17 protein-coding genes are annotated in these 20169 nt (G+C 62.8%); 3 read left to right on the plus strand and 14 right to left on the minus strand.

The window, feature by feature from the left end; translation table 11 throughout:
- Positions 1 to 166 precede the first annotated feature (166 nt).
- The 7 genes from CI805_RS18525 to CI805_RS18555 all read right to left on the minus strand — a co-directional run bounded on the left by CI805_RS18525 (position 167) and on the right by CI805_RS18555 (position 13022).
- Complete coding sequence (locus CI805_RS18525) at positions 167 to 1636, minus strand: efflux transporter outer membrane subunit (protein WP_260928161.1); 1470 nt, start codon at positions 1634 to 1636, stop codon at positions 167 to 169.
- 1 nt (position 1637) lies between these two features.
- Positions 1638 to 4802, minus strand: a complete 3165-nt coding sequence (locus CI805_RS18530) for an efflux RND transporter permease subunit (protein WP_260928162.1) — start codon at positions 4800 to 4802, stop codon at positions 1638 to 1640.
- Positions 4803 to 4806: 4 nt separating this feature from the next.
- On the minus strand, positions 4807 to 6012 hold the full coding sequence (locus CI805_RS18535) for an efflux RND transporter periplasmic adaptor subunit (RefSeq protein WP_260928163.1): 1206 nt from the start codon (positions 6010 to 6012) through the stop codon (positions 4807 to 4809).
- A 285-nt stretch (positions 6013 to 6297) separates the two neighbouring features.
- Positions 6298 to 6984 carry a Fe2+-dependent dioxygenase gene (locus tag CI805_RS18540; RefSeq protein ID WP_260928164.1) on the minus strand — a complete coding sequence of 229 codons (687 nt, stop codon included), beginning with the start codon at positions 6982 to 6984 and terminating at the stop codon, positions 6298 to 6300.
- Positions 6985 to 7124: 140 nt separating this feature from the next.
- A complete protein-coding gene (locus tag CI805_RS18545; protein ID WP_260928165.1) occupies positions 7125 to 9332 on the minus strand; it encodes a catecholate siderophore receptor Fiu in 2208 nt (735 codons plus the stop codon).
- A gap of 505 nt (positions 9333 to 9837) precedes the next feature.
- On the minus strand, positions 9838 to 11661 hold the full coding sequence (locus tag CI805_RS18550; protein WP_260928167.1) for a diguanylate cyclase: 1824 nt from the start codon (positions 11659 to 11661) through the stop codon (positions 9838 to 9840).
- Positions 11662 to 11738: 77 nt separating this feature from the next.
- Positions 11739 to 13022, minus strand: coding sequence for a YdcF family protein (locus CI805_RS18555; RefSeq protein WP_260928168.1), 1284 nt, complete (start codon positions 13020 to 13022; stop codon positions 11739 to 11741).
- A gap of 171 nt (positions 13023 to 13193) precedes the next feature.
- On the opposite strand from CI805_RS18555, the gene CI805_RS18560 reads away from it, so the two are divergent.
- Positions 13194 to 13394, plus strand: a complete 201-nt coding sequence (locus CI805_RS18560) for a hypothetical protein (RefSeq protein ID WP_260928169.1) — start codon at positions 13194 to 13196, stop codon at positions 13392 to 13394.
- Between the two features lie 124 nt (positions 13395 to 13518).
- On the opposite strand, the gene CI805_RS18565 is transcribed toward CI805_RS18560, so the two are convergent.
- Positions 13519 to 13908 carry a hypothetical protein gene (locus tag CI805_RS18565; protein WP_260928170.1) on the minus strand — a complete coding sequence of 130 codons (390 nt, stop codon included), beginning with the start codon at positions 13906 to 13908 and terminating at the stop codon, positions 13519 to 13521.
- 92 nt (positions 13909 to 14000) lie between these two features.
- Positions 14001 to 14861 carry a hypothetical protein gene (locus tag CI805_RS18570; protein ID WP_260928171.1) on the minus strand — a complete coding sequence of 287 codons (861 nt, stop codon included), beginning with the start codon at positions 14859 to 14861 and terminating at the stop codon, positions 14001 to 14003.
- Positions 14862 to 15368: 507 nt separating this feature from the next.
- On the opposite strand from CI805_RS18570, the gene CI805_RS18575 reads away from it, so the two are divergent.
- Positions 15369 to 15677 carry a response regulator transcription factor gene (locus CI805_RS18575; protein ID WP_260928172.1) on the plus strand — a complete coding sequence of 103 codons (309 nt, stop codon included), beginning with the start codon at positions 15369 to 15371 and terminating at the stop codon, positions 15675 to 15677.
- Between the two features lie 172 nt (positions 15678 to 15849).
- Here the strand turns inward: CI805_RS18575 and CI805_RS18580 are convergent, their stop codons facing one another.
- From CI805_RS18580 to CI805_RS18595, 4 genes are all read right to left on the minus strand, one after another.
- Positions 15850 to 16482, minus strand: coding sequence for a DUF1109 domain-containing protein (locus CI805_RS18580; RefSeq protein WP_260928173.1), 633 nt, complete (start codon positions 16480 to 16482; stop codon positions 15850 to 15852).
- The gene (locus CI805_RS18585) at positions 16475 to 17041 is read right to left on the minus strand and encodes an RNA polymerase sigma factor (RefSeq protein ID WP_260928174.1); all 567 of its coding nucleotides are present in this window, start codon (positions 17039 to 17041) and stop codon (positions 16475 to 16477) included. Before CI805_RS18585 ends, CI805_RS18580 begins: the two co-directional genes overlap by 8 nt.
- Before the next feature lie 65 nt (positions 17042 to 17106).
- Complete coding sequence (locus CI805_RS18590) at positions 17107 to 18375, minus strand: protein-disulfide reductase DsbD family protein (RefSeq protein WP_260928175.1); 1269 nt, start codon at positions 18373 to 18375, stop codon at positions 17107 to 17109.
- Between the two features lie 172 nt (positions 18376 to 18547).
- The gene (locus CI805_RS18595; protein WP_260928176.1) at positions 18548 to 19105 is read right to left on the minus strand and encodes a peroxiredoxin; all 558 of its coding nucleotides are present in this window, start codon (positions 19103 to 19105) and stop codon (positions 18548 to 18550) included.
- A 304-nt stretch (positions 19106 to 19409) separates the two neighbouring features.
- Between CI805_RS18595 and CI805_RS18600 the strand changes: the two genes are divergently transcribed.
- Complete coding sequence (locus CI805_RS18600) at positions 19410 to 19799, plus strand: hypothetical protein (RefSeq protein ID WP_260928177.1); 390 nt, start codon at positions 19410 to 19412, stop codon at positions 19797 to 19799.
- Positions 19800 to 19848: 49 nt separating this feature from the next.
- On the opposite strand, the gene CI805_RS18605 is transcribed toward CI805_RS18600, so the two are convergent.
- Positions 19849 to 20169, minus strand: coding sequence for a DUF1905 domain-containing protein (locus tag CI805_RS18605; RefSeq protein WP_260928178.1), 321 nt, complete (start codon positions 20167 to 20169; stop codon positions 19849 to 19851).

The following is a 20169-nucleotide window of genomic DNA, read 5'->3' on the forward strand; positions in this document are numbered from 1 at the left end:
GGAATCTCGTATAGGAAGCGCTTCAACACAGGATAGGGAGTACTCTAAGGTCTTGCCGGAAAGTGATATCGCTGAGGCTCGATCTGCGAACAGTACCGACACGACAACGCCCGGATTCTTAGGTCCGGGCGTTGTTGGGCAATCGGTAAAGCCTGAACGAGCAGCCTTATTGGCTAGGTCCAGCCTCTGGCGCATCGAGGCCACCGCCGAGCGCGCGATAGAGTTCGACAGCGTTGGTCTGTTTTTCGAGTTGTGTCGAGACAAGAGCCTGCTGCGCAGTATAGAGGGTGCGCTGGCTGTCGAGCGTGGTCAGGAACGTATCGACGCCCTTCTCGTAGCGAGCCTGCGCAATGGTGAGTGCGCTGTTGGCGGCACTCGCCTGCTTGGTGTCCGCATCAAGCTGGTCGCCGATCGTCGCCCGGCGGGCGAGTGCATCGGCGACTTCACGGAACGCCGTCTGCACGGCCTTCTCATAGGTCGCGACCATCTCGTCGCGCTCGGCCTTGGCGTAACGCAGATTGCCAAGATTGCGCCCTGCATCGAAGATTGGCAGGGTCACACTCGGCTCCACTGACCAGTTCTGGCTGTTATGCCCAAACAGATTGGACAGTCCCAGGCTCAGCGTACCGAACGCCGCCGTCAGCGATATCTGCGGAAAGAATGCCGCGCGCGCAGCACCGATATTGGCATCGGCACTCCTGAGTTGGTGCTCCGCCGAGACCACGTCGGGGCGCTTGAGCAACACTGTTGAGGCCAGGCCTGCCGGAAGCTGTGCGATGGTCGCATCGTCGCCATTCTGGCCATTGGGCAGCAGGGCATCATCGACCGTCGCACCGACCAGCAGATCGAGTGCGTTGCGATCCTGCGCAACACTCGTCGTCAGGCTGGCAATATCGGCGCGCGCCTGCTGATAGCTCGTCTCGGCCTGATGCACGTCAAGGTCAGAGGCGACACCCATCGCCGCGCGACCCTGCGTGATCTTCAGCGTCTGCTCATAAGCGGCAGCGGTGTTCTTCGCGATCTCCAGCTGCTGGCGATCGGCACCGATCTGCAGCCAGGCGTCGGCCACTTCGGACACCAGCGTGACTTGCGCCGCGCGTCGCGTCTCGGCGCTGGCGAAGTAGGTCTCCTGGGCCGCCTGCGTCAGGTTGCGTACCCGGCCGAAGAGATCGACCTCCCATGCCGAAACACCGACCTGTGCCTGGTAGAGATTGTAACGTGTCGCATCCCCACCCGTTGCGCCCAGTCCCGGAGGCGTGCGTTCGATTTCGGCGGTGCCCCCGGCAGCGATGGTCGGGAACAGTTCTGCGCCCTGCACCTTGGCCTGCGCACGCGCCTCGGCCACATGGGCGATGGCAATGCGTAAGTCGCGGTTGTTGGCGAGCGAGAGCTGGAGCACCTGGCGCAGGCGCGCATCGGTGAAGAAGCGCTCCCAGCCCAGCGGCAAGGTCTGGTCGGTTACCGCCGAAGCGGTTTCAGCCGTGCTCTGCACGCCGGACACGACTGCGGGCGTCGCCGGAACCGGCAGGTCAGGGCGTACGTATTTGGGTGCCATGTTGCACCCCGCCAGCAAAAGGCCCGGAGCCAACAGAGCCGCAGTCCGGGTCAATGCTGACGTCTTGATCGATGTACGCATCTCAGGCTTCCTGTTCGATCTTGGCGGTCGGCTTGTCCTGCTTGAACAGCTGTTTCACCAGACGGAAGAAGGTGGGAACGAAGAAGATCGCCAACACCGTCGCGGAAAGCATGCCGCCCACCACGGCCCAGCCGATGGCATTCTGGCCGCCCGATCCCGCGCCGTGAGACAGCGCCAGCGGCAGCACGCCCAGCGTGAAGGCGAAGCTGGTCATCAGGATCGGACGCAGACGCAGCTTGGCTGCTTCCACCGCCGCCTCCGCCGCGCCCATACCGTCGCGCATCTTCTCCTCGGCGAACTCGATGATCAGGATCGCGTTCTTCGCCGAGACGCCCACCGTGGTGATCAGGCCCACCTGCAGGTAGATGTCGTTGGACTGACCCGTGATCCACGAGAACAGAACCGCGCCAAAAATACCCAGCGGCACCACCAGGATCACCGCGAGCGGCACCGACCAGCTTTCATACAGCGCCGCAAGGCACAGGAACACGATCAGCAGGGAGAGCGAATAGAGCGCGCCGGTCTGACCCGAACTCTGCTGCTGCTCGTAGCTCAGACCAGTCCACTCGTAGCCGAAGCCCTTGGGAAGCTTGGCGGCGAGTTCCTCCATCGCCTGCATCGCCTCGCCACTGCTGTGGCCCGGCGCTGGTGCGCCCATGATCTCGACGGAAGACAGGCCGTTGTAGCGCTCAAGGCGGCTCGGCCCGAAGATCCAGTGCCAGCTGGCAAAAGCCGAGAACGGCGTCATCGTACCATTCGAACCGCGCACGTACAGATCGCCGATCGAATCCGGCTTGTTGCGGAATTCCTTGTCCGCCTCGACGTAGACCTTCTTAACGCGGCCGCGATCGAGGAAGTCATTGACGTAGTCCGAGCCGAAGGCGGTCGACAGGGTATCATTCACGTCGCTGAGGTCGAGGCCCAGCGCGCCGGCTTTGTTCTTGTCGACATCGAGCTTGACCTGCGGGGCATCCTCAAGCCCGTTTGCACGGACCATGGCAAGCCGCGGGTCCTTTCGGGCCATGGCAATCAACTGGTCGCGCGCCGCGATCAGCTTGTCATGCCCCAGATAGGCATTGTCCTTCAGTTCAAAGTCGAAACCATCGGCATTACCCAGTTCGAACACCGCCGGAGGCGCGAACGTCAGCACCTGGCCACTGCGGATCTTGGAAAGCGCCGCATTGGCACGGGCAACGATGGCATTGGCCGAATTTGCCTTGCCCTTGCGCTGCGACCAATCCTTCAGGCGAACGAAGGAGAGGCCGACATTCTGCGCCTCGCCCACGAAGCCGAAGCCGGAGGCATTGAAGACACCCTCGACGTTCTTGCTCTCGTTCTTGAGGTAGTAGTCAGTGACCTGCTTCATCGTCGCCTGCGTTTCCTTCAAAGAGGAACCGGCAGGCAGCGAAACCTGAGTGAAGAGGAAGCCCTGATCTTCCGATGGCATGAAACCACCGGGGATACGCAGGAAGATCAGCGCCATGCCCGCAACGACCAGCGCATAGACACCCAGCGTCCGCTTCCAGTTGCGCTCGGCCTTCCACACCCCGCGTTCATAACCATCGCGGGTCTTGTCGAACGTACGGTTGAACCAGACGAAGAAGCGCGCCAGTCCGCCGCGCAGGCCCTTGCGGTGCGTGTCGACCAGATCGTGCTCGACCGGATCGTTGGCCTTCAGGATCGTCGCGCACAAAGCGGGCGTCAGCACCAGCGCGACCAATACCGACAGCGCCATCGAGATCACGATGGTCATCGAGAACTGGCGGAAGATCACGCCGGTCGACCCGCCGAAGAAGGCCATCGGCAGGAACACTGCCGCCAGCACCATCGCGATGCCGACCAGTGCGCCGGAGATTTCCTCCATCGAGCGCAGCGCTGCCGCCTTGGGCGAAAGGTGCTCCTCGTGGATCAGGCGCTCAACGTTCTCGACGACGACAATGGCGTCATCGACAAGCAGGCCGATCGCGAGGACCATGCCGAACAGAGTCAATGTATTGAGCGAGTACCCTGCCGCAAAGAGCACCGCAAAGGCGCCCAGCAGCACGACCGGCACGGCAATCGTCGGGATCAGGGTGGCGCGCCAGTTCTGGAGGAACAGGAACATCACCAGGAACACCAGCACGATCGCCTCGATCAGCGTTTCCACAACATCGTGGATGGACAGCTTCACGAACTCGGAATTGTCCAGCGGGTAGACGATCTTGACGTCCGGCGGGAGCTGCGGCTGCAATTCGGCCAGCTTGGCCTTGACGCGCGCCACGGTATCGAGCGCATTGGCGCCGGATGCCAGCTTGATCGCCAGCGCCGCCGCCGGTTCGTTGTTGTAGCTTGCCTGCAGGCTGTAGTCCGCAGCGCCCAGTTCCACGCGCGCCACATCCGACATCAGGACATGCGAGCCATCGGCATTGGTGTGCAGGATGATGTCGCGGAATTCCTGTGCGGTCGTCAGGCGGGTCTGCGCGGTGATGACCGCGTTGAGCTCCTGATCGTCCGGCGCCGGAAGCGAACCGACCTGCCCCGCCGAAACCTGCGCGTTCTGCGCCAGGATGGCATTGGTGACATCGTCCATCGTCAGGCCGAAACTGGTCAGCTTGTAGGGATCGACCCAGATGCGCATCGCGTATTCGGAGCCTATCAGCTGATAGTCGCCAACGCCGGTCACGCGGCTGATCGGGTCCTGCAACTGCGAGGACAGGATATCGCCCAGATCATCGGCCGAATGACTGCCGTCCGTCGAGGTCAGCGCGAAGAACATCAGGAAGTTCTTGGCCGCCTTGGTGACGTTCAGCCCCTGACGCTGCACTTCCTCGGGCAGCATCGGCATGGCCGACTGCAAAGCGTTCTGCACCTGCACCTGCGCGATATCGGGGTTCGTCCCCTGCGCGAAAGTCAGGATGATCGACATGTTGCCGGCGCTGTCGCTCGACGTGCTGAAGTATTCCAGATGATCCAGCGCATCGAGCTGCTGTTCGATCACCTGCGCGACCGTATGCTCCAGCGTGTTGGCATCGTTACCGGCAACCGTCGTGGTGATCTGCACCATCGGCGGGGCAATGGCCGGGAACTGCGCCACGGCCATGACGCGCAGCGCCAGCACGCCTGCGAGCATAAAGATGATCGCGATAACCCATGCGAAGATGGGGCGATTGATGAAAAAGCGGGACATCAAATCAATCCTTGGCGGCTGCCGGAGCGCCCGAAGCGGCATCAGCCGGTGCAGCCATGTCGCCCGAACCGGGCGCGTCCACGTTCTGCGCAACCGCGCTGTCACCCGGCTTCACGCCGAGCAGGCCATCGACGATCAGGCGATCACCGGCCTTGAGGCCCGACGTGACGACCCAGTTCTGGCCGATGGCAGAGCCCAACTCGATCTTGCGCTGCTGCACCTTGCCATCGGCGCCGAGAACCATGGCGACGGCATCGCCCTTCTCGTCATGCGTCACGCCCTTTTGCGGCGCGAGGATCGCGTTGTGGCGCACACCGTCGACCAGCTGCGCCTGCACGTACATGCCCGGCAGCAGCGTGCCGTCGGGATTGGGGAAGCGGGCGCGGATCGTCACCGAGCCCGAGCTGTCGTCGACCGTCGCCTCGGAAAACTCCAGCGAGCCCTCGATCGGATAGATCGCGCCGTTGGGCAGCACCAGCTGGACGCGGGCCGCAGCGCCGCTCGCGCGCGAAAGGCCGCCCGAACGGGCCGCCGCCTGCAGATCGAGCATCCGGCTCGCAGGCTGGCTGACGTCGACATAGACCTCGCCGATCTTGCTGATCAGTGCCAGCGCCTGCGTCTGGCCGGTCTGGGCAAGGCCGCCGACCGTCACAAGCGAGCGCCCGATCCGGCCTGAGATCGGTGCGCGGATGCGGGTAAAGCCCAGATTGACCTGCGCGCTCATCACCGCCGCCTTGGCGGTCTGCACCTGTGCCCGCGCCGCCTGCGCGGCAGCCACGGCGTTGTCGTAGTCCTGCTGGCTGACGCCCTTGATCGCCAGCAGGCTTTTGTAGCGGTCCGCCTGAAGCTGGGTCGAGCGGATCGTCGCCTGCGCATTGGCGAGTTGCCCCTGCGCGCTGGCGAGCGCGGCGCGATACGGCGCATCCTCGATCTGGTAGAGCACCTGCCCCGCCTGCACCATCGTGCCTTCCTCGAACAGGCGGCGCGTGATCACGCCATCGACCTGCGGCCGCACTTCCGAGCTTTCGACAGCAGAGACACGTCCCGGCAACGACGTGTTCTCGGTCGTATCCTGCGCCTTGAGCGTCACCACGCCGACCTGCGCTTCCGGCTTGGGTGCCGGTGCCGAAGACTGTCCGCAAGCGGCAAGCGAGAGAATGGCAATCGCCGCCGTCGAAACAGCTGCCAGCCTGACTTTTCCAAGTACCACCGCGTACACTCCTTCAATGCGAAGCAGGTATGCGGACAACGCAAGAGAGGCCACTCCAGCCGGAGGACCTCTCTAGGCATCGCTACGACCCGCTCCACCATGACCGACCCCGGCGTCGTTCCTGATTGGGAAACGTTGGCACCGAATCGTGTTTGTTGCGTAGCAGCAATACGCGTAAATTTACGGAGGCGTTATCAATTTGAATGCGATTACAATTATGAATGATCGTTCATAAGCCTATGTGAACGAGTGAAAAAATCTCAGTTTTTCATGCGGTGACATGCTCTACGGCTCACCCCACATACGCAACAGATTGTGGTATTGGCTGGCAAGCGCAACCGTCTCAGGACTATCTCCCAGCCGCTGTCGCAGGCTGTCGATGGCCTGGTCCATCTCGAAAAGCATCGTTCGGCGTGCCGTGTCCCGGATCAGGCTCTGCGTCCAGAAGAAGGCACAGACCCGCTCTCCACGCGTCACCGGCTCGACCTTGTGCTGGCTGGTCGCAGGATAAAGAATGAGATCTCCGGCAGGCAGCTTCACGCTATGCTCGCCGTAGGTATCCACCACCACGAGCTCGCCGCCGTCATAGTCGTCAGGATCGCACAGGAACAGCGTACTGGACACATCGGTGCGCAGCCAGACCGGCGATCCGGGTACGCCGCGCAACGAACCGTCGACATGCAGTCCATAAGCCTCGCCCGTATCCCCGGCATAGCGGTTGAACAGCGGTGGCATATAGCTGGCTGGCAGGGCGGCACGGAAGAATGCCGGGCTGGCCTGAAGCGCCTGGAGGATGATCCGTCCTTGCGCCAGGCCGACGGAAGAGTCTTCCGGCAGTTGCCGGTTGCGCTTCACTTGTGCGCCCTGGCTGCCCACCGTCGCGCGTCCGTCCACCCAGTCGGCAGCATCGATTTCGGCGCGCATGGCCTTGACCTGCTCTCGGGTCAGGACACCGGGTATATGCAACATCATGGACTTGGGTCCTTGTCATGAAAGCCCCGCCGCCGGATGGCGACGGGGCTGATCTTCAGGCTTCATCGCACGCAAGGCACGATGAAGCGTACCGGGCGTAATTCACCTGCCAAGGCCGGTGAGTTGCGCCGTTGCCTGCCTTACATGTGGACGTTCAGCGTCACACGCACCGAGCGCTCCAGACCCGGCTGATAACGATAGCCAAGGTAGTTCAGCGAGGTCATGTACTTCTTGTTGAAGAGATTATAGACGTTGAGCTGAACATCGGCATGGCTGTCGATCTTGTAGGTCGCCAGTGCGTCGAACACCCAGTACGAAGGCATTTCGTAAGGCGTTGTGGCCAGCTTCGACTGGCGCAGAACACTGCTGGTGTAACGCGCACCGCCACCCACGGTGAGGCCGATCGGCGTGCGATAGGTGGTCCACAGCGAGGCTGCGTCCTTCGGAGCATACGGCAGCGTCGAAGACCCATCCTGCGCCGTCGCGGCACCAACGGTGATGTCGGTCTTCTGGTGCGTGTAGGAACCGATCACGTTCCAGTCCGGAGTAATCTGGCCGGTTGCGGTCAGTTCGACACCGGTGACGCGCTTCTTGCCGATCTGCGAGTAGGTGCCGTCGTCCTCGGCATAGACCTCGTTATAGATCCAGCTGCGGAACACCGCACCCGTCAGAAGCAGCGAGTCATGGAACAGGTTCCACTTGGTGCCGGCCTCCAGCGTGCGGGCCTTCTGCGGCTTGAGGTCGGGATCGCTGGCGCTGCTGGTCGCCGAGGACAGCGAATAGGCATTGAAGCTGCCCTGCGCACCCGGCGGCTGCGCCGACACGGCATAGTTGGCGTAGATGTTGCCGGAATGGGTCAGCTTGTAGACGGCGCCAACCTTGTAGGTCCACAGATCGCCCTTGCCGGTGAGGTTCGACGAGCTGGTGTCATAGGTGGTCTTGTAGTGGTCGTAGCGTCCACCGAGATCGAGCGAGAGCCGCTTGGTCAGATCCACCGTGTCAAAGGCGTAGACGCCCACCGTATCAGTCTGCCAGTAGCTGTTGCTGCCGCTGCGCACCACCGTCACACCGCTTGCAGTGTATTCGGGATCGTAGAGACTGAGAGTGGTCAACGTACCCGTCTTGGTCAGGCCATAGTTGGTCTGCTTCTCACGCGAGAGGTCGGCACCGACGCTGATGTTATGATGAACGCTGCCGGTATCGAACTTGCCCGTCAGATTGATCTGGTCCGCGAGAACCGTGTTCTTGAGCTGCTTGGCTGCGCCCAGCCGGGTGGTCGTTGAAGCGCTGGGATCGTCCGCATCCAGCGTTGCCACGCCCGCCGTCACCGCGAGATAATCCTGCGACACGTCGCTCCAGCGGAACGTGTTGTGCAAGGTGAAGTTGCTGCCGAAGTCGTGCTCGGCCTTCAGCGTGGCCGAAGTCGCCTTCGAATTGTCGTGCGAGTCACTGGCGCCGTAATAGTTGCTGTGATTGACCTTGGCGGCGGAACTCATCGCGGTATCCGTAAAGCCGGGCCAGCCGACCGTCGACAGGCCACTGTCGGGGCGGTTGTACTGCTCGACATACATCACATCGGCATAGACGCGGGTGTCGGTGCCAAGGCCAACGGCGACCGACGGCGCAAGCCCCCACCGGTTGTTCTTGACATGATCGCGACCGGCGACACCGGCATCCTGACCCATAACGTTCAGACGGAAGGCCGCCGTGTCCGAAAGCTTGCGATTGAGGTCGACCGTTCCGCGATAGTAATCGCCCATGCCAACGCCCGCGCTGGCATCGAGGCTGTTCTCCAGCGTCGGCTGCTTGGTCACAAGGTTGATCGAACCGCCCGCCGAGCTGCGCCCGTAATCTGAGCCCGACGCACCCTTGGTCACTTCGACCTGCTCGGTGTTGAAGACATCGCGGGTCACGCCGCTGAGGTCGCGGATGCCGTCGACATAGATGCTGTTCGACATGTCGAAACCGCGCATGTAGAGCGAGTCACCCGTGATCGGGCCACCATTGCCCTCACCGGCGTTGAAAGTGCCCACGCCTGCCACATTGCGCATGGCCTCGGTCAGCGTGGTCGCCCCCTGATCCTTCATCACCTGCTTGTTGATGACCTCGATGGTCTGCGGCGTTTCGGACAGCGGCGCGGTATACTTCGGCGATGCCAGCTTGGGCTTGTAGCTGTGATCGTCAACGGCAGTGTCGGTTACATTAACCCCGCGCAGTTGCGTGGGATTTGACTCACTGACTGCGCTATCCTGCGCCAGGGCAGGCACGGCCGTGAAACTCGCAAAGCCCAAGGCAAGACATGCAGGCGCGGCCACGGCCGCCCCATAGCGGGAGGAATGTCTACTCATTTGGATGAACCCCTGTTGATACGGTTGTAACCTTAGGTTCACCGCTATTGCTAATACGTCGCAATATAATCAATAGAGATATTGTTTCATTTGGTTGCAAATTTTACGCGGTATTCGAAACATTGCGATTACAGCACGCCTGCAAAAGCGGCAGCGGCACGCTCAAAAAGGAAGATGCCACCGTGCAGCCTCTAACCCTGTGAATAGCCGCTGATCATAGCTACGCAGCCCGCAGCTGGAGCATGCTGCCCCCTTCAGACGGGGCACAATCACGCCGACTTCAGCGGGAGAGTGCCGCAGCACTTCTCCCAGATAGTCAGCTGAGAAAAGTGCCAAGGCCGGTATCAGAGCGAGGCCAAGTGCAGCCAAGTCTCCAATTGAAGCCGCACTGACAACAAAGGCTGCCACACGTCAGCACCCTGTGATCGGCGGCCATCGAAGGCGTGCGCCGCCACCGGACTCCGACAGCTTTATCCGATCCGGGAAAAAATCATTCCGCCATGGGTCATGCGGCAAGCCGGCTGAGCACTGCACGGTTACGGCCCGCGCGCTTGGCTTCATACAGCGCTGCGTCAGCAGCCTGGATAAGGTGCGTACCATCGTTGCCCATGCCCGGATTCCACGCCGCCACGCCGAACGACATGCTGGTGGAGCCCAGCGTCTGCCCATTCTGTCGAACGTTGAGTTCGCTGATCGCCTGACGCACCTCCTCAACGCGGACGAGCAACGCGTCTGCAGCCGAACTGGGTGCAATGATCGTGAACTCCTCGCCACCGAAACGGCACACAACATCGCCGTTACGGAACAGGGATTTCATCTCGGCGGCCACCGCCTGCAGCACGGCATCGCCAGCATCGTGCCCGAACTCGTCATTGAACCGCTTGAAGTGATCGACGTCGCACATCACCAGGCTGAGCGGCGCACCGGAGCGCGCAGCGCGTGCGATCTCCAGCGTCAGCGCCTCTTCCATGTAGCGACGGTTGAACAGTCCGGTCAGCGGATCACGAATGGTCTGTTCGCGCAAAGAGCGCTGGAGGCGATGATTGACGAGAGCAGAGGCGATGTTTTCGGCCAGAACCGTAAGGCGGAAGCGGTTCTCGGAATCCACCCTTCCGCGCAAGTACAGATCGCCAATCACTTCACCGCCGGCGAGCAAGGGCTCGCAGTGATAGATCTCGTTCTCGCTGGCATGCCCGCAGACGATATCGCTGCCCAGCTCGGCAACACCATGGCTCTGTCCACGGCGCAACGCCCAACATTGATCGGGAGAAAAGCCTTCCTGGCCGACTTCCATACCACCCCAACCGGCAATCGGAATCAGCAGATTGCGGGAATTGTTGTGCGCATAGAGCGCGCCGGGAATGCCGGGCAGCACGCGCGGAACGAACACACGGATGATCTGCGCAAGCTCGTCGTCGGTACGTGCCGCCTGCATGCGATGCGCCATCCCGCCAAGCAGCTCGATGACATCGCCCCGTTCGCGCAGCACCTCGCTGTTGCGCTGCAATTCGGCATTGGCAACGTGCAGTCGCTCTTCGCTGTCCACCTGATCGGCCACTGCAAATTCGAGCTGATCGGCCATCGCATTGTAGCGCTTCGCCAGACGGCTGAATTCCTGCGAACCCATGTCAGTGTCGATACGCGCCTTGCGCTGCCCACCGCCAAGATCGGTCATGGCCCGCAGCATCGCTTCGACGGGGCGACGGATACCACGGATCAAGGCAAAGCAGCCGATCGCGACCAGAAGGCCCACCAGCAATGCGCCGATCAAGGCCAATCGCTGGTTGCTCCCCAGCCTCACCTCCACAGACCCCGTGCGCGCGGCCTGCAACGCACGCTCCTCGTCCAGGAAGACTTGCGCCCGCACACCGATGGCATCCATCAGTTCACGCCCCTGCCCCGTCGAAACAGCAGCTTCGGCCCCTTCGAAATCACCTTTTCGCGCCAGATCCAGCGGGCGGCGCAGAAGCGTTGCCCGATCATCCAGAAGGGTAGCCAGCTCTTTGGCACGTCCATGCTGAAGCGGATTGTCAGCCGTCAGCGCCACGATGCGAGCAGCATTTGCCTTCATGTCGCCGAGGCTCTGATCGAATGCCTTTGCGAACTGCTGATCACGGGTGATCACAAACCCGCGCTCTCCTGATTCCGCCTCGCGCATTTCACCCAGTGTGTGTTGCGTGAGTTCGATGATCTCCACCGAGTGGGTCATCCAGCGCAAGCTGTCGCTCGTCTGTTGCGAAGCATCTGCAAGAATCACCGCGAAAGAGCCCAGAGCGGCGACGACAATCACGCCAATGGCGGCGATCCGGGCAGAAAGCGAAGAAAACATGAAAAGCGCCTACAGGAATAGCCTTATCATGGCGTTAATGCGGGCCAATCATTCGTGGGATTGCAAACCTTTTAATGTCATGGATCCAACGGGTCACGCGGGTCCATCCGCGCGGAATCGGCTGACGGCACGAACACCACTTCGGTTGGCGAAATGCGCCGAACCACTTTGCCCGGCTGATAGCCCAGTTCCTTCTCGTTGCGATCCACGAACGCTGGACTGCCGATATAGCTGCTCTGCCCCGGATTGCACACGACCACCGTTTCCTTGTCGAGCGGGGCATGCATGAGTTGCAGCACCCGCGTCGCATCGCGCAAATTCGTCGTCGTGTGCCTCGCATAGGGTTCGATCACGATGGCATCGGCGGGGATGCCGTAACGCTCGATCAGCGCCTTGCGCATCTGCTCGGCCTCCGCGAACGGTGTGCCACGCGGATGCGCATGACCGCCGGACACGATGATGAACGGCACATCGCCTTGCGCGAAGCGCTGCGCCGCCAGACGCAGATGATACTTGCCCATGGGGCTGAGCGGCATGCCCTCCACTTCCGGGCCGACACCGGTGACGATCATCGCGCTGTAACGCCAGCGCCCCCAATCCAGATGCCGGGCACGCGCCATTGCAAGGGCATTCTCACCACCATCCAGCGGCTCGAAACTGATGGCATCCGTCCGATCGCTGCCATCGAGCAGGGCCAGCGCGAAGTCGACAGAGGGGTCGATCGCCTGTGCCGATCCGCCGCGCGGTGTCTGTGCGAGCCAGGCGGCCGCTTTCAGGCGAGCCTGCTGCTCAGCCGGATCGATCGTGCCCGGCCCGTCGATCAGCGGATAGGCTGGAACGGCCCCCAGCCCGTAAGTGCGCAAAATGACATTGACGCCCTCCAGCTCGCGACGAATGGCAGCCGATGGCGCTTCCTGCGCGGGATCGCCCCCCTTCGCCGCATCCGGAGCCGCGGCGGCCAGCACATCTTCTTCACCGCTCGACCAGATCATGGCCTGCGTCAGGCAGATAAGATCGGTATTACAAGCTGCAAGCCGATCGGCGCGGGCCTTCAGCATCGCCGCGACACCGGGTGCACGAAGCAAATCGTCGCGCCATTCCCGATGTTTGCCGATGCCGTCGAGAACCGGAAAAAGCTTGCGTGACAGCATGTCGATCGTCCGATCATGCACCGCTTCCGGCCTAGACGCAGGCGTGGGGATAGACGCAGACACGGGGGCGGCGCTCGTCGCAATCGGCGACAAGGCGAGGAGAACAGCCGAAATGCTGCAGGGAACCACTTTACGCATACCCACTGCATAGCCGCAAACGTATGACAAGATAACGAAAAAGCGCTCCGGGACAGGTAGCTCGCCACCCAAGGCGGCGTGGCCCCTAACATCCGCTCGACCAGAACGGCGCTTTCGCTGCGGGACAGCTGAAACGCGTTGGAACGCACACAGAGAGGGCAGAACTACCCTGAGGCCATCATCCACCGATAACGCGCAAGGCGGACTGGACGCCGCCACCCCCTGCTCGCTAACGGCCCGGCGATGAGCATCATCGCCACCATCATGAACACCACCACCGGCCTTGCCATCCAGAAGCTCAAGTTCGAGCGGATGCCCAAGCCGTGGGTCACTTTCCATCTCGAAACCGGCGAACAGGTCACGGCCGACCGGGTCCATGTCGGCAAGCCGGCCCCCGGCAAATTCATCACTCCGGTCGAAGTCTGGGTGACACCAAAGGCCTGAAGCCCGATCGCCGCGATACCAATAGACAACGAAAGTGCAGCGGACACGAATGCCCGCTGCACCTCCGAGCCAACCGGGGTTTGGGATGGCTCTGGATCGGGAGGGGGAACATCCCGCCTTCCCGTCAGGGAAGAAGGAAGACCCAGCCTCCGCCCAGCACGGTCTGTGCCGTCGAGCCGCCGGTCGCGCCTGCCATGTTGCCATTGCCCGAACCGGCAAAGCCGATCGAGGCCGACGAGCCCTGCTGGCCGGTGCTCGACGTATGGTTGGTGGAGCTGCTGGTGTTGTTGCCGTTGATCAGCGCCACGCCCGAACCGTTGGAATTCGCAGCCGAAGTCGACTGCTGCACCGTCGAGCCGAACAGCACCGAGCCGCTGCTGCCCATGCTGGCCGCACTGGCGCTGCTGCCTGACGAGGTGGATGCGCCACCGATGGCGAGGCCGGCCTGAGCGGCCATGGCGGGGGATGCCAGAGTCATGCCGGCGGCGAGAATGACAAGTGCCTTCTTCATCATGATCCTTCTCCTTAACATGCGAGGGGCTATGGGGAGTTCGCGGACCGTCGCCCCGTGATCGGACCCGCGAAACCGGTGGCGAAGAGGCGCCGCTACTTGGCGATCATCTCCAGCTTGGGATCGAGCGCGGCCATCGGCGGCTGACGCGTCGCGGCCTCTGCGGTGGGATGGCCGTCAGGGCCGCGCACGGCAGGTTCGGGCGCAGGCGCCGAGGCGGGCTGGCTGGAGCCCATGCTGCCGAGCAGGCCCAGCGCATCGCAGGCGCGCGCGGTGGCCTTGTCGCCCTTTGGCCCCGAACTGTCCGCCGTGCAGATCGACCAGATCATCATCGACATCAGGCGCCCGGCAAGCTCCGCCTGCCCGAGGTTGGACGCATTGGCCGCTGCCATGCCGAACTTCTCCGCCCGGCGCAGCGACTGGCAGGACTTGTCGAACACCGGCCCGGCGCCGCCGAAGCTGATGCCGATCGGAGCCACGCTGGCGCCGCCGCTGGCAGTGCCGCCGCAATAGTCACTGCTGAAGCTGCTGGACGCCGCCAGCGGTACCGGGCTGTTAGTATAGACCTTCTGGGTCCGGGGCGTCGTCGAGTTGAACGTGATCGCCACGCCCTGCTCGTTCGTTGCGAGTTGCCCCTGCGACTGGGTCTGCGCGTTGTTCGCCTGCTGTCCCTGTGACTGGCCCTGGGTCTGTCCCTGATCCGAATTGGAACCGGACGTCGAGCCAGACCAGGCATTCGATCCCGATGCGCTGGTCGAGGTCAGGTTGCCCTGCTGGTTGACCGGCGCATTGACGTTGGTGGGATTGCTGGACGAAGCCGATTGCGATTGTGAGCCGGAGTTGGCCGCAGCGTTGCTGCCGCTTTCGGACGTGGTCTGGGCCAGGATCGCACCGGGGGCGGTTGTCGCCAGCAAGAGCGATACGGCGGCAAAAGTCGGGCGCAGATATCCTTTCATGACGATAACCCCTATTGTCTGCCCTTTCGGGCAAGTGGACGATCCCCCGGCCCTGCTTCCCTGCATCGACAGGCCAGCCGAACGCAGCGCCCGAAAACGGCGTGCCCACGGGTGTGGCCTTGTCGTATACCCGGCAAGCGGCATGTCCTTGCCCAGCCGCGCTCACCCCCAGAACGGAGTTGTCCCGAAACCGGGCTGGCACGAAAGCCGGGGACACGAAAAACCGAGACCATCGCTTCACGATCCCGGCAACGCCCACATGCCAATACTTTCGCATGCAAACTAATAATTCAGGAAAATCCTGATTTACCGATTAACCGTGGTAACGATGTATGTAAATTGAGCGCGATTCCGGCCATCGTCAAATGGGTCAAATTGAGGACAGACTTTGCCGACCTCTGTTTTGATGTGTCGGAAAACAGACCATTTTCTGTTTATTTTATCGCCGTCCCGATGTTGAACGCTATTGCCGTGAGTGCAATTGAGCACAGATGATACTTACGCAATTTGCCTAACAGCGTTAAAAGGCACTCCGCAAATGACACCAGTCGAGTCGTCAGAAAGCAGGAGGGTGTGACAATGGAAGACCTGATGATGGAGTGCGATCATCTGACATCGCGCGAAGTGGAAGTGCTTCAACTCGTCGCCGCGGGCATGTCGGCTAAGGAAATTGCCCGCGAACTGGACATCGCCGCGTGTACCGTCACCCGGCATGTCGAACACGTGCGTCTCAAGACGCGAACGCGAAACCGCACGCACATGATCGTGCACCTTCTCAGCCGTGGCCTGCTGAACGTACAGCCTCAGCACGTCTGAAATCCCGGAACGCCGGGATCAAGCGATCGTCAGGTAGGGGTTCCTGACGCATCGCGGACCACCGGAACCAATTCTCTTGCAGCATCGGAAGCGGAATAGGTCATGGCATGACGACGCCTGGCGGGGCGTATCGGGCCAACCCTGTTCCGCATCGGGCTTGGGAACATTGCCCTCAGGCCGCGATCGCCTTGCGCCCGAGGGCTATGGTAAACGCGCCGAGCAGCAGTCCTGCAGCGAGGTGCGTCAGGAAATCCACCGGCGACAGTTCGACCGGATGGCAGAAACCCAGCAGCCCGAAGGACAGAAAGGCGATGGCGGTACCTGCCAGTGCCAGCGACCGCGCAGGTTTCAGCGCACGTGTCCGTCGCAGGGCAAGGATCGCGATGGCCACCATCGGGATACCCGCCGACAGCACGAAAAAGAAACAGGACGCACCATGTTCGGGCATCACATGGAGCGGGGCAGGCAGGTTCATGGTGAACACCGAAAGCCCTAGCCACGCGGCTCCCAGCCCCGCCAGCACCGCACCGCCCAGCCGCAGGCTGCGCCCGGCGACGCTGGCCGAAAGCGCCGCTGCGAAACTCGCAAAGCCCAGCGTCAGCGACAGCGCGATGTTCGCGAACGCCAGCCATGCCAGCGTACCCGTCCAGTCCGTGCCGGGGCGATAGGCCAGACGGCTCCCCGCGAAGCCCAGCACCAGCGCCAGTGGAATCCACAGCAGCAGGCGCTGCCAGACCGGCGCGATCCGGCGAACCGGCCCGGCATCGGCGCTCAGCGCATCGATCAGGGTATCGTGATCAACCATGTGTCCGTTTCCCATGTTCGCGCAGCTTCACCACCGCGCGATGCAACAGCGACTTGACCGCAGGCACCGAGAGCCGGCTTTCGTCTGCCGCTTCGTCCAGCGTCATGTCCTGCAACTTCACCAGTTCGACCATCCGGCGCTGGCCGGCGGGCAGCACCTTGAGCATGCCCTCCACCGCCTGCACCGTATCGATCGCCTCGAAGGCACGCTCGGCCATGTCGTCGACCGCTACGGGCAGATCTTCCTCGACCGCCATTTCCCGCCTCCGAGAGCGTCCCTGTTTGCGCAGAGCATCGACCGAGCGCGCAGAGACGATGGCCGAAATCCACGGCATCAGCGGCAGTTCGGGATCATAGGTATGCCGCAGTCGATGAACGGTCATCAGCACCTCCTGCACCACGTCCTCCGCCAGTGCTTCGTCGAAGACCCGCCGCCGCACGCGTATCCGCACCACCGGCACGAGCGCCCGCAACACCAGCCGATAGGCACGCTGGTCTCCATCCTGCGCCCGGCGCATGAAGCCGGGCCAGTCCTGTTCGGGGGGCAGGTCGTGCGCCATGCCTTCGTTACGTTACCTCGATTGCCTGCGTTGCGTGCTGGCCTGCGCTTGTCGCCTTGCCCCTGTCAAACCTTTCGACCGGAAGCAGCTTCCAGTGCGGAGACCGCCGTCTTCGTATCGAGCACCTGCGGCAGGATCACCGGATCGCCGCCCTGCGCCGAATAGACCAGATAGAGCGGCAGGCCCGAGCGGTTCAGCTTCGCCATCGCCGTCTCGATCCGGGGATCATAGTTGGTCGAGTCGGCGACCATATAGGTGGTGCCGGTACGGGCGATGGCATCCTTAAAGGCAGCGGTAGACAGCACCGCCTTCTCGTTCACCTTGCAGGTCAGGCACCAGTCGGCAGAGAAATCGACGAAGATCGGGCGGCCATCGGCCTGTGCCTTCGCGACAGCCTCGGGAGACCAGCGGATCGGGGCGCTGCTTGCGGCGGTGCCGGAGCCCGGTGTTGCGGCAGCGACTTGCAACACCTGCGGGGCTTGCGGTGCCCGCAGCGCGCTGCCCGGCGTGGCGACCAGCGCCGCGATACCGGCAAGGCCGATAACCACCAACCCCTGCTGCATGCGCGCCGGTTGTCCCATCATGCTGCGCCTTTGCGCAATGCCATAGACCCAGCCGACGAACGCCAGCAGCAGCGCGCAGCCCAGAATCAGCGCCAGCCCGGCGCTCCCGGTCTGCGCGGAGAGCACCCATGCCAGCCAGGCCGCAGCCGCCAGCATCGGGAAAGCCAGTGCGTGCTTCAGCGTCGTCATCCACGCGCCGGGACGCGGCAGGCGACGGGCCAGTGCGGGGCTGAACGAGACCAGCGTGAACGGTGCGGCAACACCTGCGCCCAACGCCCCGAAGATCGCTAGCGCCACCAGCGGAGACTGCACCAGCGCATAGCCGATGGCACCCGCCATGAACGGCCCGGCGCAGGGAGTGGAGACGACCACCGCCAGTGCACCGGTCAGCGCGGCGCCCAGCAGGCCGTCATGCCCGTCTGCGCTCTGGCCCATGCGCTGGATGCCGAGCCCGAATTCGAACAGGCCCATGAGGTTGAGTGCGGCGCCCAGCAGCACCAGCACCAGCAGCGCGACCACTACCGGTGACTGAAGCTGAAAGCCCCAGCCCACCGCCTGCCCTCCTGCCCGCAGCGCGATCAGCACGCCTGCCAATGCCAGCATCGCCAGCAGGCTTCCTGCGAAGAACGCGACACCTTCCGCCCGCATCTTCGCCGGATCGCCGCCCTGCCGGGCAAGGCCCAGCGCCTTGAGCGAAATGATCGGAAAGACGCAAGGCATCAGGTTCAGGATGATCCCGCCGACAAAGGCGGACAACAGGGCTACCAGCATGGTGGGCCTCTCTGGAAAAAGGGCAATGAAGTCGGGAAGGAACGCACGCGCGGCAAGCCGGACCAGGGTGCACGACAACGCGGCGTAAGCCGATGCGTCACACCCTGGCCGGACCGGAAACCGGGCAGCACTCAGGCGAAAGTCCGGTGAGACACGCTCACCGGCTCGCGCGTCAGCCGTGATGTGCCTTCCATGCCTGCACGGCGGCCATCGTCTTTTCGATATGCGCCTGCGGGTTCATGTCGGTGTAGGCGAGCAGGATCTTGCCATCGGGTGCAATCACGTAGGACGTGCGGTTCGACATCGCCTTCGGCGCGCCCTGCAGCATCACGTCATAGCGTGCGGCGATCTTCGCGCCCGGATCGGCGGCGACCGCGAACTTGTTGCGACATTCCGACTTCGAGAATTCGGCCACGCGCTCGACATTGCCTGCCGTTACCCCGATCACGCTCGCCCCCATCTGGTGGAACTTGTCGGTCGCCTCGGCGAACAGATGTGCCTCGATCGTGCAGCCCGACGTGAAAGCTGCCGGGAAGAAATAGAGCACGACGGGCCCCTTCTTCAGCGCCTTGTCGAGCGTCACGTCGAACGGCTTGCCGGCGAGCGCTGCGTGCAGCGTGAAATCGGGCGCTTTGGCGCCCTGCGGCAGCGCGGCAAAGCTGGGGCTCGGCAGGGCAGCCAGCGAGAGGCCGAATGCCAGCGAGGCGGCGAGGGTCTTGCGAAACGTCATCTGCGATACTCCAGCGTGAACAAGTTGTGAAGCGCCGCCATCAGGCACGCTTACCTGTCTATTCGCTTCATCCGCTCCAAAAGTTTCGCGAAAAAATGCAATGGGCGCGATTTTTTCGGGCGAGACCGAAAATGGAGATGGGCTTTGGCCGATCAATCCAGCTGCGTCAGGCACATGGAAGTCGCGCGGCCCCTGCCCTCTTGCCCTCTTGCCCTTCGCCAACCTTGCGGTAGCAACGCAATCCATCGCAAGAGCGCCTGCAAAGCAAAGCGCCCTACGCACTCTACAAACGGACTTACAGGCGATGGAATTTCTGTTCGAAATCCTCTTCCAGTTCATCGGCGAAATTGTGCTCCAGTTTCTGGTCGGCGTGTGCTTCGAACTGGGCCTGCGCGGTTTGGCACGGGTTCTGCGATGGGTGCCTACGCCGCCGATTGCAGCCGCGTGGATCACGTTGGGCGGTGTCGCCGCAGGGGGAATCAGTTTGCTGATCCTACCGCATTCGGCCCTTCACGCACCGGTCCTGCGACTGGTCAATCTCGCGGTGACGCCCACTCTGGCAGGCGCGATGATGATGGGGCTGGGGCGTTTCCGAGCGAGGAAGGGGCAGGCGCTCGTCCGCCTCGACCGCTTTGGTTACGCGTTCCTGTTCGCCTTCGCGATGGCGCTGACGCGCTATAACTGGGCGATTTAGAGGTTGCGCGAAAAATTCGAGGCAGAAGCGACGATCCCGCGCTCCCCGGCTAATCCAATTCCAGCACCACCGCCACCTCGTCTCCTTCTGCCAGGTCTTCTGCGGCGCGGACCGATCGCTTGACGGGCAACAGCCAGCCGCTCTCCTCGCTGCTCGGAAACACCGAGGTCACAAACTCGGTCTCACCGATCCGCGCCCTGACCTTGAGAGAACCGAACCCGCGCGAGACGCCCTCCAGCCGCCGCATCAGTGCCGTGGCGGAAAGCGCTTCGCCTCCCTCTCCGCCGATCGTCAGGAAATGCCAGGTGCCGCTGCCCGAACTGCCGGTCCAGCGCCACAAGGCGCCTGTGTGCATCACGGTTTCGCTCAC

Source organism: Novosphingobium sp. 9, from assembly GCF_025340265.1.
In the GTDB taxonomy this organism is placed as follows: domain Bacteria; phylum Pseudomonadota; class Alphaproteobacteria; order Sphingomonadales; family Sphingomonadaceae; genus Novosphingobium.

Coding starts and splice junctions, on each gene's coding strand:
- CI805_RS18580 (WP_260928173.1), bottom strand. CDS start 16,482: ATGGTTGATCACGATACCCTGATCGATGCGCTGAGCGCCGATGCCGGG.
- CI805_RS18525 (WP_260928161.1), bottom strand. CDS start 1,636: ATGCGTACATCGATCAAGACGTCAGCATTGACCCGGACTGCGGCTCTG.
- CI805_RS18560 (WP_260928169.1), top strand. CDS start 13,194: ATGAGCATCATCGCCACCATCATGAACACCACCACCGGCCTTGCCATC.
- CI805_RS18530 (WP_260928162.1), bottom strand. CDS start 4,802: ATGTCCCGCTTTTTCATCAATCGCCCCATCTTCGCATGGGTTATCGCG.
- CI805_RS18600 (WP_260928177.1), top strand. CDS start 19,410: ATGGAATTTCTGTTCGAAATCCTCTTCCAGTTCATCGGCGAAATTGTG.
- CI805_RS18550 (WP_260928167.1), bottom strand. CDS start 11,661: ATGTTTTCTTCGCTTTCTGCCCGGATCGCCGCCATTGGCGTGATTGTC.
- CI805_RS18570 (WP_260928171.1), bottom strand. CDS start 14,861: ATGAAAGGATATCTGCGCCCGACTTTTGCCGCCGTATCGCTCTTGCTG.
- CI805_RS18540 (WP_260928164.1), bottom strand. CDS start 6,984: ATGATGTTGCATATACCCGGTGTCCTGACCCGAGAGCAGGTCAAGGCC.
- CI805_RS18590 (WP_260928175.1), bottom strand. CDS start 18,375: ATGCTGGTAGCCCTGTTGTCCGCCTTTGTCGGCGGGATCATCCTGAAC.
- CI805_RS18595 (WP_260928176.1), bottom strand. CDS start 19,105: ATGACGTTTCGCAAGACCCTCGCCGCCTCGCTGGCATTCGGCCTCTCG.
- CI805_RS18545 (WP_260928165.1), bottom strand. CDS start 9,332: ATGAGTAGACATTCCTCCCGCTATGGGGCGGCCGTGGCCGCGCCTGCA.
- CI805_RS18585 (WP_260928174.1), bottom strand. CDS start 17,041: ATGGCGCACGACCTGCCCCCCGAACAGGACTGGCCCGGCTTCATGCGC.
- CI805_RS18565 (WP_260928170.1), bottom strand. CDS start 13,908: ATGATGAAGAAGGCACTTGTCATTCTCGCCGCCGGCATGACTCTGGCA.